Annotated in this window: 15 protein-coding genes; 14 read left to right on the top strand and 1 reads right to left on the bottom strand. The window is 62.3% G+C overall.

What is annotated here, in order from left to right; all coding sequences use genetic code 11:
- The 14 genes from ACIPOO_RS15875 to ACIPOO_RS15810 all read left to right on the top strand — a co-directional run bounded on the left by ACIPOO_RS15875 (position 1) and on the right by ACIPOO_RS15810 (position 14,004).
- Entirely contained in the window at positions 1-570 is a 570-nt protein-coding gene (locus ACIPOO_RS15875; RefSeq protein ID WP_274131307.1) for a SiaB family protein kinase, read from the top strand.
- Between the two features lie 18 nt (positions 571-588).
- The gene (locus ACIPOO_RS15870) at positions 589-975 is read left to right on the top strand and encodes a DUF1987 domain-containing protein (protein ID WP_274131306.1); all 387 of its coding nucleotides are present in this window, start codon (positions 589-591) and stop codon (positions 973-975) included.
- A gap of 14 nt (positions 976-989) precedes the next feature.
- Positions 990-1,745 (top strand): GGDEF domain-containing protein, encoded by a 756-nt coding sequence (locus ACIPOO_RS15865; RefSeq protein ID WP_274131305.1) that lies wholly within the window; start codon positions 990-992, stop codon positions 1,743-1,745.
- A gap of 422 nt (positions 1,746-2,167) precedes the next feature.
- Positions 2,168-2,647 (top strand): VOC family protein, encoded by a 480-nt coding sequence (locus ACIPOO_RS15860; protein ID WP_400608483.1) that lies wholly within the window; start codon positions 2,168-2,170, stop codon positions 2,645-2,647.
- 121 nt (positions 2,648-2,768) lie between these two features.
- On the top strand, positions 2,769-3,758 hold the full coding sequence (locus tag ACIPOO_RS15855) for a LysR family transcriptional regulator (protein ID WP_400608481.1): 990 nt from the start codon (positions 2,769-2,771) through the stop codon (positions 3,756-3,758).
- A 541-nt stretch (positions 3,759-4,299) separates the two neighbouring features.
- A complete protein-coding gene (locus tag ACIPOO_RS15850; RefSeq protein ID WP_400608479.1) occupies positions 4,300-5,211 on the top strand; it encodes a dihydrodipicolinate synthase family protein in 912 nt (303 codons plus the stop codon).
- Complete coding sequence (locus ACIPOO_RS15845; RefSeq protein WP_400608477.1) at positions 5,204-6,721, top strand: aldehyde dehydrogenase; 1,518 nt, start codon at positions 5,204-5,206, stop codon at positions 6,719-6,721. The genes ACIPOO_RS15850 and ACIPOO_RS15845 overlap by 8 nt, the downstream gene beginning before the upstream one ends.
- Entirely contained in the window at positions 6,718-8,064 is a 1,347-nt protein-coding gene (locus tag ACIPOO_RS15840; protein WP_400608475.1) for an NAD(P)/FAD-dependent oxidoreductase, read from the top strand. The genes ACIPOO_RS15845 and ACIPOO_RS15840 overlap by 4 nt, the downstream gene beginning before the upstream one ends.
- A 66-nt stretch (positions 8,065-8,130) precedes the next feature.
- Positions 8,131-8,979, top strand: a complete 849-nt coding sequence (locus tag ACIPOO_RS15835) for a glycine betaine ABC transporter substrate-binding protein (protein ID WP_274131299.1) — start codon at positions 8,131-8,133, stop codon at positions 8,977-8,979.
- Between the two features lie 79 nt (positions 8,980-9,058).
- Positions 9,059-10,177 (top strand): glycine betaine/L-proline ABC transporter ATP-binding protein, encoded by a 1,119-nt coding sequence (locus tag ACIPOO_RS15830; RefSeq protein ID WP_400608473.1) that lies wholly within the window; start codon positions 9,059-9,061, stop codon positions 10,175-10,177.
- Positions 10,174-11,022, top strand: coding sequence for an ABC transporter permease (locus tag ACIPOO_RS15825; RefSeq protein ID WP_400608471.1), 849 nt, complete (start codon positions 10,174-10,176; stop codon positions 11,020-11,022). Before ACIPOO_RS15830 ends, ACIPOO_RS15825 begins: the two co-directional genes overlap by 4 nt.
- Complete coding sequence (locus ACIPOO_RS15820) at positions 11,019-11,870, top strand: proline/glycine betaine ABC transporter permease (RefSeq protein WP_274131296.1); 852 nt, start codon at positions 11,019-11,021, stop codon at positions 11,868-11,870. Before ACIPOO_RS15825 ends, ACIPOO_RS15820 begins: the two co-directional genes overlap by 4 nt.
- Positions 11,871-11,880: 10 nt before the next feature.
- Entirely contained in the window at positions 11,881-12,879 is a 999-nt protein-coding gene (locus ACIPOO_RS15815; protein WP_400608469.1) for a 4-hydroxyproline epimerase, read from the top strand.
- A gap of 111 nt (positions 12,880-12,990) precedes the next feature.
- On the top strand, positions 12,991-14,004 hold the full coding sequence (locus tag ACIPOO_RS15810; protein WP_400608467.1) for a GlxA family transcriptional regulator: 1,014 nt from the start codon (positions 12,991-12,993) through the stop codon (positions 14,002-14,004).
- A gap of 258 nt (positions 14,005-14,262) precedes the next feature.
- Here the strand turns inward: ACIPOO_RS15810 and ACIPOO_RS15805 are convergent, their stop codons facing one another.
- Positions 14,263-14,655, bottom strand: a complete 393-nt coding sequence (locus tag ACIPOO_RS15805) for a GFA family protein (protein WP_400608465.1) — start codon at positions 14,653-14,655, stop codon at positions 14,263-14,265.
- Positions 14,656-14,795: the final 140 nt, after the last annotated feature.

The following is a 14,795-nucleotide window of genomic DNA, read 5'->3' as shown; positions in this document are numbered from 1 at the left end:
ATGTTCAACTCACCGGCTGCTCAGCAGGACTGCACCTTTTTCGATCTGGCCCAACAGCGCAACGTGATTTTCTATCACATGGGCTATTTCTCCCATCACATCATCTCGGCGATGGCTGAGGTGGTGAAACTGCAACTGGAGATTTCCGGGGTCAGCGGCCCGACGCGACGCAAGCTGTTTTCGTCGTTCGTGGAGCTGTCGCAGAACATCATCCATTACTCGTCCGACGCCCTCAGTGCATCGGTTACCGAGGAGTCCGGCCTGCGCCAGGGCGCTGTGTGCATCAGCACCGATGGCGAACGCCACCTGATGCTGTGTGCCAACCCGATCGCCACCGCCGACACTGAACGCCTGCGCGCCAAGCTTGAGCCGCTGCGCAACATGTCGATCGAAGAGATCAAGCAGGCCTACAAGACCAGCCTGCGCGCCGAAACCCCGGAAGACAGCAAGGGCGCCGGCCTTGGTTTCCTGACGATGGCACGGGACGCCTCTGCGCCGCTGGAATTCGATTTCCACCCTCGCGCAGACGATCCCGACACCACTCTTTTTTGCCTTAAAGCCACTATTTGAAACGAGCGACGCTTAGCCATGGACAACTTCTACATCGAAGCAACGGCCACCTCTCCGGAAATCGACTTCCGTTTCGACCAGAATCTGCTGTCGATGAAAGGCGAGTCGTACCCTGAGAATGCCGCGGCTTTCTATTCGCCGGTCGTGCAGCAGTTGCGTGATTACCTGGGTAGCCGCGACGGGCAGACCATCACGGCGAACATCGCACTGGCGTACTTCAACAGCTCCAGCACCAAGATGCTGTTCAGCATTTTCGATGCGCTGGACCAGGCCGCCGAAGCCGGCAACACCATCGAGGTGAACTGGTACCACGAAGAAGAAGACGAGACGATTTTCGAATTCGGTGAAGAGCTCAAGGCCGACTTCACCTCCATTGTCTTCAACGATTGCCCTATCGCCACTTGAGCAGGGAGAGACACATGGCCGCTTCAGTCGCATCGCGCGGTGTATCCAGCGAACCGGCACCGGACCTGTTCACCAGCGAAGCCCAGGCCCTTGAGCATGTGCGCTCGGTTCTGGCGCAGCCTGACGCCGATGCCGCGACCTACCGGCAGTCGCTGTCGGAGCTGGCAACGCATTATGAGCGTTTGATGCGCGAGACTCGTCGGCTGATCGGTCGCAGCGACCGGGCCGAGCGCGAAATGAACGCCCTCAACATGCAGTTGCAGACCCTGGCCCGCCAACTTGAGTACCGCGCCACCCATGACGCGCTGACCGGTGTGTTGAACCGGGGGGCGATCATCGAGATGACCACCCAGGCGCTGTTGAGCACGGGGGCGGTGATGATCGTGCTCGACATCGACCACTTCAAGCAGGTGAACGATGAGTTCGGCCACCCGGCGGGCGATGCGGTGATCCAGGGGATCGTCGGCTGCCTGCGCAAGATCGTTGGCGACAAGGCGGCGGTCGGCCGGGTGGGCGGGGAAGAGTTCACGGTGCTGATTCCGGGCGGGCAACTGGAGGAGGGCGTGCAGATGGCCGAAGCCATGCGCCAGGCGATTGCCGGGCATGTGTTCCCTCATCCGGTGAACCGCAGCATCACCGCGAGCTTCGGTGTCAGCGCCAACCCCGTAGGCACCCGCTTCGACACCGCCTACGGCCTGGCCGACACCGCCTTGTACCACGCCAAACGCACGGGCCGGGACCGGGTGGAAGTGGCGGACGAGCCGATCTGACATTCTCCCGTAGCCGTCCGGACGTCTTCGTGGGCAAGCCCACTCCCACAGGTTGTGTGTCGTGAGACGTACCGTGAACCACCCACGCCGACCCTGTGCGAGCGGGCTCGCCCGCGAAGGCTGCGCGCAGGCCCTAAGGCCGCCTCGCCGGCAAGCCGGACTGCTACGTGATTGCTGGTGTACGCGACATCCCGATTCAACCCCGCCCCGTAGCAGTCCGGCTTGCCGGCGTCAGCGATCTCAAGGCCGCCCCCGCCGGCAAGCCGTGCTGCTACGGGGTTGCGGGTGTACGCGACATCCTGTTCAACCCCGAACCGTAGCAGCCGGGCTTGCCCGCGGGGGCGATTTCGAGGGCGCAAACGCCCCCAAGCCGTGCGGCGACTAGACTCTCCTTTCCATTCCCCAAACCGAGGAGAGCCGCCATGCTCGCGAAAAACACCATTTGCCTCTGGTTCGACGGCGATGCCCAGCAAGCCGCCGAGTTCTACGCCGCGACCTTTCCCGACAGCAAGGTAACCGCCATTCACCGCGCCCCCAGCGATTACCCCATGGGCAAGGAAGACGATGTGCTGACGGTCGAATTCACGGTCATGGGCATTCCCTGCATCGGCCTGAACGGCGGGCCGATCTTCCCGCACACCGAGGCTTTCTCGTTTCAGGTCGCAACCGACGACCAGGAAGAAACCGACCGGCTGTGGAACGCCATCGTCGGCAACGGTGGCCAGGAAAGCGCCTGTGGCTGGTGCAAGGACAAATGGGGGCTGAACTGGCAGATTTCGCCCCGGGCACTCACCTCGGCAGTCGCCCACCCGGACAAGGCCGTGGCCAGGCGCGCGTTCGCCGCGATGATGGGCATGACCAAAATCGACATCGCCGCCATCGAGGCCGCCGTCAAGGGCTGAGCCGGTCGCTGTCGCTGCTGGCAAGTTTCGGATACTCTGCGGCGTGCGCCGGGAAGGGGCTGTGCAGCCAGCTTTCCCGCTCCCCTGCAACAAGCTTGGAAACGGAAATCAGAACCCTACGATGGTCAAGCACACCGATCCGGACATGACCTTGCTGAAAATGCCTTCGCTCAAAGCGGTGAAGTCATTCGTGGCAGCGGCCAAGTATCAGAGTTTCACCCGCGCCGCGGAGGCGTTGTGCGTCACCCAGGCGGCCATCAGCCGACAGATTCGCGAGCTGGAGACCTACCTCGGTGTCGCGCTGTTCAAGCGGGTAGGGCGCGCGGTAGAGCTGACCGAGGCCGGGGCGATTTTCTTCGACGCCGCGCAGATGTCCTTCGTCAATATATCCCAGGCCGCCGAGCGAATCCGCAGTCGCAATGCCGGCAAACGCATGCTGACGCTGTGCTGCTCCCATGCGTTTTCCGCTCTGTGGCTGTCAGCCCGCTTGCCGGCGTTGTTCAGCCAGAACCCCGACATCGACCTCAACCTGATCACCACCCAGAACTTCCTGTCGATGGAGCCTGGCGTGCGCCCGGACATCTACATCACCAAGATGGCGAAGATTCAGGATGGCTATCGCAGCTACCCGCTGTTCCACGACGTGATCTACCCGGTGTGCACGCCGGCCTACCAAGAGGCTCACCCAGAGCTTGCGACCCTCAAGGGATTGCGTGACGGCGGGCTGTTGAACCTGAGCCCCTATGGCCGCTCCCAGGTCGCCGAACACGTGGACTGGGGCGTGTGGCTGGCGTATCACAATATCGATATCGGCGAGCGCGCCCACGACAGCCCCCATGTGCTCAACGCCAACGACTACAACCTGGTGGTCAGCATGGCGCTGAACGATCAGGGCGTGGCCCTGGGCTGGAATCATCTGGTGACCGCGCTGATCGAGCAGGGGCGGCTGGTGCGCCCGATGGCGGAAGAGATGGTCCTCACCGAAAGCCTGCATTACCTGACCATCCGCGAGGATCGCGAGGCCGACGACGCCTGTTGTCGGGTGCGTGACTGGCTGCTGGGTCAGTTCGACGGCTACCCGTTCCCTGCCGCGACGCAGCTGCATCGATAACATTTTTTTATGCATTGCCCAGCGTAAAAGTTGATTGTCCCAAGGTTCCAACGACACGTAATCTTCACACAAGCCGCACATGAACCCCGGCCCATACCGGGGCTTGAGAAGCGGTAAAAAAGTCGGCGGGGCCTCCCCGGATGACTTTAAAACAAGAAACCGTCGTCACTGCCAATTGGGATAGATACGGTCTGACTATGCAAAAAACTGCTGCTACACCTCTGCCCTGTATCGATTCGTCCCTGAGCTTCATTCAGGCGTCGCGCCGATGCTGTTTATTCTGAAGATCCGGATTTTTCCAGCACGTGCCTGATACCAGGATTCGTCTGGAAGAACAATGTAATACGCACCGCTGACCGAGTGAACGATTGATGCAACTTGAGGTTGCGTCCGGGGCGCCGTCGCACCTGCGTATTGCCCGATTTGTTATTTGACGGACATGTTTTCCGTGCAACCAGAGCCACTTTATTGCTGCGCCAGGGCCCGGCCGTGCGCGTGATGCTGACAGAAAGTTACAGCCATTGATAATCGGAGAAGCGTCTTGAAATTCGAAGGCATATATACACCGGCAGTAACGCCCCATACACCTGAGGGTGAAATTGACTGGGATGTATTTTCGCAAGTGCTGGAGTCTCTGATCGAGGCCAAAGTGCACGGCATCATTATTGGCGGCTCCACCGGCGAGTATTACGCCCAGACCGCGCAAGAGCGCCTGCAACTTGCCGCTCGGGCCAAGGACATCATTGGCACGCAGGTTCAACTGATTATCGGCACCGGCGCGATCCGCACCGAAGACGCCGTGCTGTTCGCCGAAGACGCCAAGGCGCTCAAGGCCGACGCCATTCTGGTCACGACCCCGCCGTACGCGCTGCCCACCGACCAGGAAAACGCCATTCATGCGTTGACCATCGACCGCGCCGCCAACTTGCCGATCATGTTGTACAACTATCCCGGCCGGATGTGCGTACAGATGAACGAGGAATACCTGGCGCGGGTCGGCAAGTCCAAGAACGTTAAAGCCATCAAGGAAAGTTCCGGTGATATGGGCCGTGTGCATCTACTGGCCCGTGAATTTCCGCACATTGCATTGTCCTGCGGCTGGGATGATCAGGCACTCGAGTTCTTTGCCTGGGGTGCCAGAAGTTGGGTCTGTGCGGGTTCGAACTTCCTGCCTAAAGAACACGTGGCCCTATATGAAGCCTGTGTGCTGGAAAAGAACTTCGATAAGGGCCGTCAGATCATGTCGGCGATGATGCCGCTGATGAATGCGCTGGACGGTGGCAAGTTCGTGCAATGCATCAAGTTCGGTTGCGAACTCAATGGTTTGAAAGTCGGTGATGTGCGCTCGCCACTTCGCCCGCTCAACAGCGACGACAAACTTAGCCTGCAGACCGTTATCACCAACGTCAAACGCACCGTCGCCCACATCACTTCCGGAGCCAGCCATGCGTGATCTTCTGACCAAGGCCGAATACGCCGCCATCGCCGCTTCCATCTCGTATCCGACCAATGCGTTTATCAACGGCGCATTCAAGCCGGCAATGTCCGGCAATACCTTCGCCACCAGCAACCCCGCCACGGGCGAGCACCTGACAGACATCGCCGCCTGCAACAGCGAGGACGTGGACTATGCCGTCAGCAAGGCCAAGGCTGCGTTCGACGACGGTCGCTGGCGCCTGCTGCCACCGGGTGAGCGCAAGGCGGTGTTGCTCAAGTTCGCCAAACTGCTGGAGCGTAATCGCCACGAGCTGGCCGTGCTGGAAAGCCTGGACAGCGGCAAACCGGTCAGTGAATGCCAACTGGTCGACGTGCCGGACACCATTCACACCCTGCGCTGGCACGCCGAAGTCATCGACAAGCTGTATGACCACACCGCCCCGGTGGGTAACGGTGCGCTGACCATGGTGGTGCGCGAGCCCATCGGTGTCGTGGGATGCGTGCTGCCGTGGAACTTCCCGCTGCTGATGCTGGCCTGGAAGATCGGCCCGGCGCTGGCCGCCGGTTGCTCGGTCATCGTCAAGCCCGCCGAGCAAACCACCCTGACCACGCTGCGGGTTGCGGAACTGGCCTTTGAAGCCGGTGTACCGGCAGGGGTGCTGAACATTGTCACCGGCACCGGCAAGGACGTGGGTGAGCCCATCGGCCTGCACAAGGACGTGGACATGGTGAGCTTCACCGGCTCCACCGCCACGGGCCGTCGCTTCCTGCATTACGCAGCCGATTCGAACCTCAAGCGCGTGGTGCTCGAGTGCGGCGGCAAGAACCCGGCCGTGGTGATGGACGACGCCGAGGACCTGGACCTGGTCGCCGAGCAAGTGGTCAACGGCGCGTTCTGGAACATGGGCGAAAACTGCTCCGCCACCTCGCGCTTGCTGGTGCACGCGTCGGTAAAAGACGAATTGCTAAAGCGCATGGGCGCCTACATCCGCGAATGGAAGATGGGCGATCCGCTGGACCCGCAAAACCGCGTCGGCGCGCTGGTCAGCAGCGACCATTTCCAGAAAGTGAAGTCGTACCTGGACTACGCCAGCGCCGGCAAGCTTGAAGCCGTGTACGGCGGCGACACCCAGGATGGCGCGTTCATCCAGCCCACAGTGATCGATGGCGTGGACCGCGACAGCCGCCTGTTCCAGGAAGAAATCTTCGGCCCGGTGCTGTCGGTCACCACCTTCAACTCCATCAACGAAGCCATCGCCCTGGCCAACGACACCGCCTACGGGCTGGCCGCCTCGGTGTACACCGGCAACCTGCGCCGTGCGATCAAGCTGTCCCGGGAAATCCGTACCGGGATCGTCACCGTCAACTGCTTTGGCGAGGGTGACGCTTCCACGCCGTTCGGTGGCTACAAGGAGTCGGGCTTCGGCGGCCGGGACAAGTCGGTGTTCGCCCACGATCAGTACACCGAGATCAAGACCATCTGGATCGATGTGTCCGATCGCTCTGTAGACGAGACCGTAAAATGAGCGGCCATTCCATCAAGCGCCTTCCGGTAGACACCGGCGTATCAGGCTGGGAGGCGATCTCCACGCGTTCTGTCCCGGTGCGCATGCTTGATGGGAACGTGTCGGCGGACTGGCTGATCATCGGCGCGGGTTTTGCCGGTCTGTCGGCCGCCCGCAGGCTGTCCCAACTGCGTCCACAGGACCGCATCGTGGTGGTCGACGCCCATGAAATCGCCAAGGGGCCTGCGGGGCGCAACTCGGGCTTCATGATCGATGTGCCCCACAGCCTGTCCAGCGGCGAGTATTCGGTGGGCGGGGAGTCGGCCACGGCGCTGGAGATCGAGCAGAACCGTTTCGCCATCGATTTCGCGGCCCAGGCGGCCGCCGAATACGGGATGTCGGCGCAGACCTTCGATCCGTCCGGGAAGATCAACGCTGCAGCCACCGAGCGCGGGCTGAAGCTCAACCTCAAGTACGCCAGGTCACTGGCCGGTATCGGCGAAAAACACGAGCTGTTCGATGCCGCGCAGATGCGCGAAATCACCGGCTCCGACTACTACCACGGCGGCCTGTACACGCCCGGCGCGGTGATGATCCAGCCGGCCCAGTACATCCGTGACCTGGCGGCGGGGCTGGACAGCAAGATCAGCCTCTACGAGCGCTCGCCCATCGTCGAGCTTGCGAAAGCGGGTAGCGGCTGGGTTGCCCGGTCGCACAAGGGCCAGGTGTCCGCTCCCAAGGTGATTCTCGCGGTGAACGGCCATATCGAAGACTTCGGGCACTTTCAGGGGCGGCTGTTGCACGTGTTCACCTACGCCTCGATGACCGCAGGTTTCAGCCACGACCAGTTCAAGCGCCCCGTGACCGGCCACGATCGCTGGGCCTTGCTGCCGGCCGATCCGATGGGCGCCACGGTGCGCAAGATCACCGCCAACGGTCAGGCGCGCATCGTCATCCGCACCCGGTTCACCTACGACCCGAGCATCACGGTCACGTCCAGGCGGGTGGCTGGCGTGGCGGCCGAACAGCTGCAGTCGCTGCATGCACGCTTCCCGGAATTGCAGGGCACGCCCATGGAATTCAGTTGGGCGGGGCGCCTGTGTCTGAGCCGCAACAGTGCGCCAGCCTTCGGCGAAGTGGAAGAAAACCTCTACGCCGCCTGCTGTGAAAACGGCCTGGGCACGGTCAAGAGCACCCTGGCCGGGGTCATGGCCGCCGAGCTGGCAACCGGTACCGATTCGGTGTTCCTGCAGCGTTTCAGCCAGGGCTCGGGCCCGAGCAAATTGCCGCCCAGCCTGCTGACAAGACTTGGGGTCAACTCGGTCATCCGTTGGCAGGAACTGCGCGCAGGGCGGGAAGGGTAAAGGCTGCACCGCGTTTGAACAGAACAACCAACACTCAAGTTTCATCAACGTAGATCGGGGAATGCCATGAAGAAAATCTGGAAAGCCGTTTGCGCGGTGGCTGTCGCGGGCATGATGACGATGCCGGTTCACGCCGAAGAGAAGACCATCACCGTCGGCACCATGAACTGGGAAGACCTGACGCCCATCACCGGCATCACCAAGAAAGTCCTCGAAGACTCCGGCTACACCGTCAAGGTGGTGGAGTTTTCCGAGTGGGGCATTGCCTACGCCGCGTTGAGCAAGGGTGACGTGCAGGTCCTGGCTTCGCAGACCGACTACGCCGCCTCCGACTACTGGAACAAGAACAAGAACAAACTGGAGAAGCTGTCTCCGGTTTCCCACGGCCTGTATCAGGGCATCGCGGTGCCTAAATACGTGGACATCGATTCGGTCGATCAGCTCAACGCCAACGCCGACAAGTTCGGCGGCAAGATCATCGGCATCGAGCCAGGTTCGGGCCTGATGAAAGACGCCACCAACGCGGTCAAGGGCTATGACCTGAAACTGCAACTGGTCGAAGGCAGTACCGCGGCCATGACCGCAGCGCTCAAGTCAGCGGTCGATCGCAAGGAGCCGATCGCGGTGACCATCTGGGAACCGTCGTGGATGGTGCAGAAATACGACGTGAAATTCCTCAAGGACCCCAAAGGCATTTTTCCGCCACCTCAGGGTTACTACTGGATCGGTCACAAGGGCTTTTCCTCTGATTTCCCCCACGCCCGTGAGCTGATGGCGAGCGTCTACGTGCCGCTGCCAGACATCACCGCGATCAACACCCAGGTCAAGGACGGCAAGACCATGGATCAGGCCGTCAAGGACTGGACCGACAGCCACGCCGACCTGCTCAAACGTTGGGAAAACATCAAGAACTGAGCACGCGCTGTTTCTTTGCCACTGCCGCCTTTTGATCAATGAGAAAGGCCCGCCACAACGGGCTCGACGGGTTACGAACATGACTACGGCTAAAATAGACACAAACGAAGTGCTGGTGGATTGCCAGAACGTCTGGAAAATCTTCGGAAAAAGCGCACCTGCCGCGATGAACGCTGTCGTCCAGCAGGGCTTGACCAAGAGCCAGATTCTGCAGGACTACAGCTGCGTGGTCGGGGTCTCGGACGTCAGTCTCCAGGTTCGCCGTGGAGAGATCTTTTGCATCATGGGGCTTTCCGGCAGTGGCAAATCCACGCTGATCCGCCTGCTCAACAAGCTCATCACGCCCAGTTCCGGCAAGGTCATGGTCAAGGGCAAGGATTTGTCCTCGCTCAACCCTGCGCAGTTGCGTGAAGTCCGCGCCCGGCACATCGGCATGGTGTTCCAGAGCGTGGCCTTGCTGCCCAACCGCACGGTGCTGGAAAACACCGCGTTCGGCCTGGAAGTGCAGGGCGTGGGCAAGGCCGAGCGCTACCAGGTGGCCGAGCGCGCACTCGCCAAGGTGGGCCTGAGCGAGTGGACCCAGCGCTACCCGAGCGAACTGTCCGGCGGCATGCAACAGCGTGTCGGCCTGGCCCGTGCGATTACCGCAGACCCGGAAGTGATCCTAATGGACGAGCCGTTCAGTGCGCTCGACCCGCTGATCCGCCGGCAACTGCAAGACGAATTCCGTCAGCTGACCAAGGAGCTTGGCAAGTCAGCTGTCTTCATTACCCACGACCTGGACGAAGCGATCCGCATCGGTGACCGCATCGCGATCATGAAGGACGGCGCGATCATCCAGGTCGGCACCGCCGAGGACATCGTGCTCAACCCGGCGGACGATTACGTCGCCGAGTTTGTGGCGGGCATCTCCCGACTGCACCTGGTCAAGGCGCATTCGGTGATGACCCCGGTCGAGCCGTTCAAGGCCGCCAACCCGACCTGCGACATCTCGCGGCTGATCAAGACCACACCCGGCGCCGACATCAACGAGCTGATCGGCCTGACCATGAAGTCCGAGCGCGATGCCCTGGCGGTGGTCGACAACGGCAACGTGGTCGGGATCATCACCCCCCGTGACCTGCTACGTGGCGTGCAGGGCATTCCCAACGAGTTCGCGACGGCTGGCGCGCCCACTGTACTGGAGCCTTCGGCATGAACACTCCCGACTTTTCCAGCCAGTTCGATGAGGCCATCGATTCCGGGCTGTCGTGGCTTTCGGATCACGGCGAGGTGCTGTTCGACGCCGCCAACGCCGTGCTGTCCGGGGTCTACAAGGGTGTCTTGTGGTGCCTTTCGCTGCCGCCGTACTACGTGCTGGCGCTCATCATCGCGTTGATCGGCTGGCGCGCCATCGGCGCCCGGTTCGCGATCATCGCTGGCCTTGCGCTGGTGTTCTGCGCGCTGATCGGCCTGTGGCCCGAGACGGTCAGCACCCTGGCGCTGGTGCTCACCGCAACGCTGCTGGCGCTGGTGGTGGCGATTCCCCTGGGCGTGGTGGCGGGGCTGGCCCCGGCGTTCGACCGGATCGTCGACCCGTGCCTGGACCTGGTGCAGACCATGCCGCCCTACATCTACCTGCTGCCCGCCATCGCGTTGCTCGGCTACGGCCCGGCCACCGCGCTGCTGGCGACCTTCATCGTCGCGCTGCCCCCGGCGCTGCGCCTGACGTCGCTGGGCATTCGCATGACGCCCCGGCACTTCATCGAGCTGGGCGAAGCCAGCGGTGTGACGCCCCTGCAGATGTTCTTCAAAATCCGCTTGCCGTTCGCCATGCCCAGCATCATGGCCGGGGTCAACCAGAGCCTGATGATGGCCTTCGGCATGGTGGTGATTGCCGGCATCGTCGGCTCCGGCGGCCTGGGTGAATCGATCTACGGCGCGGTGCGTACGCTGGATATCGCCAAGTCGATCAACGCCGCCATCGCCATCGTCATCCTGACCATGATCCTCGACCGCCTGGCCCAGAGTGCCGCCCGGTCGCGTATGGGAGAAAGCCAATGAGTGTCGCGGATTTCCGTTTTTCCCCGGGCGAAATCCTCGCCCCCGCCGTGGACTGGCTCAACGCCAACCTTCACGGGCTGTTCGTGCTCATCAGCCAGGTGGTCGAAGCGGTGTTGGGCGTGGTGGAGCGCGCACTGCTGGCGCCCCATCCCTATGTGCTGATCGCCATCGTCTTCGTCGCCGCCTTCTTCTTCGCGACCAAGCGGGTGGCGGTGTTCGCGGCATTGATGTTGGCGTTCTGCCTGTTCTCGGGGCTGTGGACCGCGTCCATGCAAACCATCGCGCTGGTGTCCGTGGCGGTGCTGATTTCGGTGATGATCGCCTTTCCGCTGGGTGTGCTGGCGGCGCGGATCAAGCGCGTCGACGAGGCGTTCGCGCCGATCCTCAACATCATGCAGACCGTGCCGCCTTGGGTGTACCTGATTCCGGCCGTGATCCTGTTCAGCCTGGGCCGCGTCCCGGCGATCATCGCCACCATCGTCTACGGCATCCCGCCGATGCTGCGCCTGACCACCCTGGCCTTCAAACAGCTGCCCAAGGATCTGCTGGAGCTGGGGCAGGCGTCCGGTGCATCGCCACGGGACATTCTGTTCAAGATCGAACTGCCGACCGCCGCACCGACGCTGCTGGTGGGCTTGAACCAATGCATCCTGATGTCGCTGGCCATGGTGGTGTTGGCGGGACTGGTGGGGGCGGGCGGCCTTGGGGCTGAAGTCACCCGGGGGCTGTCACGTATGGAAATGGGCCTGGGCCTGCGCGCGGGGCTGGCGATTGTCGCCATCGCCCTGTTGCTGGACCGGCTGTCACGGGGCGCATTGCAGCGTCACGCTCCAAACAAGATGGTGTAAGGACGACATTATGAGACGCAGTTTTTTCTGTATCGATTCCCATGCCTGCGGCAACCCGGTGCGGGTGGTTGCAGGTGGCGGGCCGCTGTTGCCTTCGGTGTCCATGGCCGAGCGACGCGATATCTTCGTGCGCGACCATGACTGGGTGCGCAAGGCGCTGATGTTCGAGCCACGGGGCCACGACATCATGTCCGGCGTCATTATCTATCCGTCGGTGCGCGAGGATTGCGACTTCGGCGCGCTGTTCATCGAGGTCAGCGGCTGCCTGCCGATGTGCGGCGCGGGCACCATTGGCCTGTCCACGGTGGTGATCGAGGAAGGCCTGATAACACCCAGGGTGCCAGGCCGCCTGGCCATCGAAGCACCGGCGGGCAGGGTCGATGTCGAGTACCGCATGAATGGCGACAAGGTCGAGTCGGTCAAGCTGCTCAATGTGGCCAGCTATCTGCACAGCGCCGATGTGCTCGTCCAGGTGCCCGGTGTGGGCGCGCTGACGGTGGACATCGCCTATGGCGGCAACTTCTACGCCGTGGTCGAGCCACAGGCGAGCTGGCCGGGATTCGAGGGGCAGACCAGTGCCGACATCGTCGCAATGAGCGTGAAGTTGCGCGCAGCGCTGGCCGATGTCAGCCACCCCGTGCACCCGGAGAACCCGGCCATCAGCGGCGTGCACCATGTCATCTGGTGCGACAGACCCCTCAGCGAACAGGCCGATGGCCGCTGCGCGGTGTTCTACGGCGACAAGGCCATCGACCGCTCGCCCGGCGGCACCGGCACCTCGGCGCGCATGGCCCAGTTGTTCGGCAAGGGGCGCCTGAAGGTGGGTGATACTTACCGCCACGAGAGCCTGATTGGCACGGTCTACGAAGGAAAAGTTGAGTCTGCGGCCAAAGTCGGTATTTTTGACGGCATGAAGCCCGGCATCACCGGCTGGGCCCATGTAACAGGCCACAACACCATTTTCGTTGATGACCGGGACCCGCTTGCCCACGGCTTTCAGCTGGCGTAAGCAGGGAAAGGTCGCCGAATCCGGGTGGGGCGATTTTTCATTGCAGGTTGTACGAGAACAATAAGTGAAGAGCATCAGACAGCAGTTTGGCAACACGGGGCGGGGCAGACGTTGAGCGAAAGACGAGAGTTCAGCGGGGGGATGAAAGGCAAGAACCTCCGCTACTTGGACGACAGCCGCAAAGAGCCTTGCTCCCACACCCGGGCAGGATTTCTGCTGCTGGAACACTTTTCACTGCCAGCCTTCACCCAGGCGCTGGACACCATTGTCACGGCCAACCTGCTGCGTCCCAAGCTGTTTTCCTCCAAGACCTTCGGCTTGCAGGAAGGCGAAGTCATCAGCGACCTGGGACTGGTGATCCGCCCGGACGCGCGCCTTGATGCCCCTGCGCTCAAGGACCTGGACCTCTTGGTGATCTGCGGCGGCTATCGCACGGAACTGAAGGCCAATACCGAGCTGAGCAACCTACTGGTGACCGCAGCGGAACTGGGCATCACCCTGGCAGGCCTGTGGAACGGCGCCTGGTTTCTGGGGGAGGCGGGGTTGCTTGAGGGCTACCGCTGCGCGATTCACCCCGAGCATCGCCCGGCGCTGGCGGAAATCTCCAGGGTCACCCACGTCACCAGCGAGGCCTTCGTCGTGGACCGCGACCGGCTCACGGCGTCCAGCCCCGCCGGGGCGTTTCACATGGCGCTGGAATGGATCAAGGAGCTGCACGACAAGGCACTGGTCGAGGGCATCGAAGACATCCTGTCGTTCGAGGAATCGCGCTATCGGCGGATCAAGCCGAGCCGGCATATCTCGGTCAGCGCGCCGCTCAAGGAAGTGGTCAAGCTGATGGACGCCAACCTCGAAGAGCCGCTGGAGATGGATCAGTTGGCGGTCTACGCCGGGCGCTCGCGACGGCAGATCGAGCGTCTGTTCAAAGAGCAACTGGGCACCACGCCGCAACGCTATTACCTGGAGTTGCGCATCACCGAGGCCCGGCGCCTGCTGCAGCACACCGAACTGTCACAGGTCGAGGTGCTGGTCGCCTGCGGATTCGTCTCGCCCAGCCATTTCAGCAAATGCTACAGCTCCTATTTCGGCTACCGGCCGTCCAAGGAAAAGCGCCTGGTCAAGTAGGCTACTCCACATCCCCGTAGCAGTCCGGCTTGCCGGCGAACCTGTGACCCTCGTCTGGTCTGGATCTGTGGGAGCGGGCTTGGTCTGGGCCGCATTCGGACGAAGGCGGTGGGTCAAGCACCCTCGTGACGTCAGGCCTGACGCATTCGCGGGCAAGCCCGCTCCCACAGGTTTTCGTTACACCCGGAATGTGGGATCGCCGACGCCGGCAAGCCGGACTGCTACGGGGTTGTGTGGTGTCCAGTGTCCGCTGATGTTTCACGGCTCTGTGCGGCCCTTGCCTTCCCGGTTGTGCCGATAGTGCCTGGCCAGGGCAAAGGGCGGCAGCCAGGCTTCGCGTCGTTCAGTCCAGAGTTCGTAAGTGGGGATGAATTGATCGGGAGCGTCCAGCGCTCCCAGATTCACTTCCACTTCATCGCCGTTGCGGCCGAACACCGGCGAGCCGCAGCGCGGGCAAAAGTGGCGGCCGGCGTAGTCCCGTGTCTGGCCTTCGATGGTCACTGCGTCTTGCGGGAATATCGCCGAAATCTCGAACAGCGAGCCGGTGTGCTTGCGGCAGTCCAGGCAGTGACACAACCCCACACGCCAGGGGCGGCCGACGGCCGTGATCCGCACATCGCCACACAGGCATCCGCCCCTCACGGTTTCCATGGCTGTCTCCTGTTTCTCGAAACTGCCAGTCTAGTCCGGCTCAGCCATCGAGCAAACGCTCAGCCACGAACGGCCGTCCGTGTCTAAACTCCCATCTCCAGAAGCTTTATGCCCCGAGCTTGGCATTGCGATTCATCGGT

The organism is Pseudomonas sp. NPDC090201 (assembly GCF_044746825.1).
Lineage (GTDB): Bacteria > Pseudomonadota > Gammaproteobacteria > Pseudomonadales > Pseudomonadaceae > Aquipseudomonas > Aquipseudomonas putida_AD.
The sequence above is the reverse complement of the archived record's forward strand: the minus strand, read 5'-3'. Positions and strand labels throughout refer to the sequence as shown.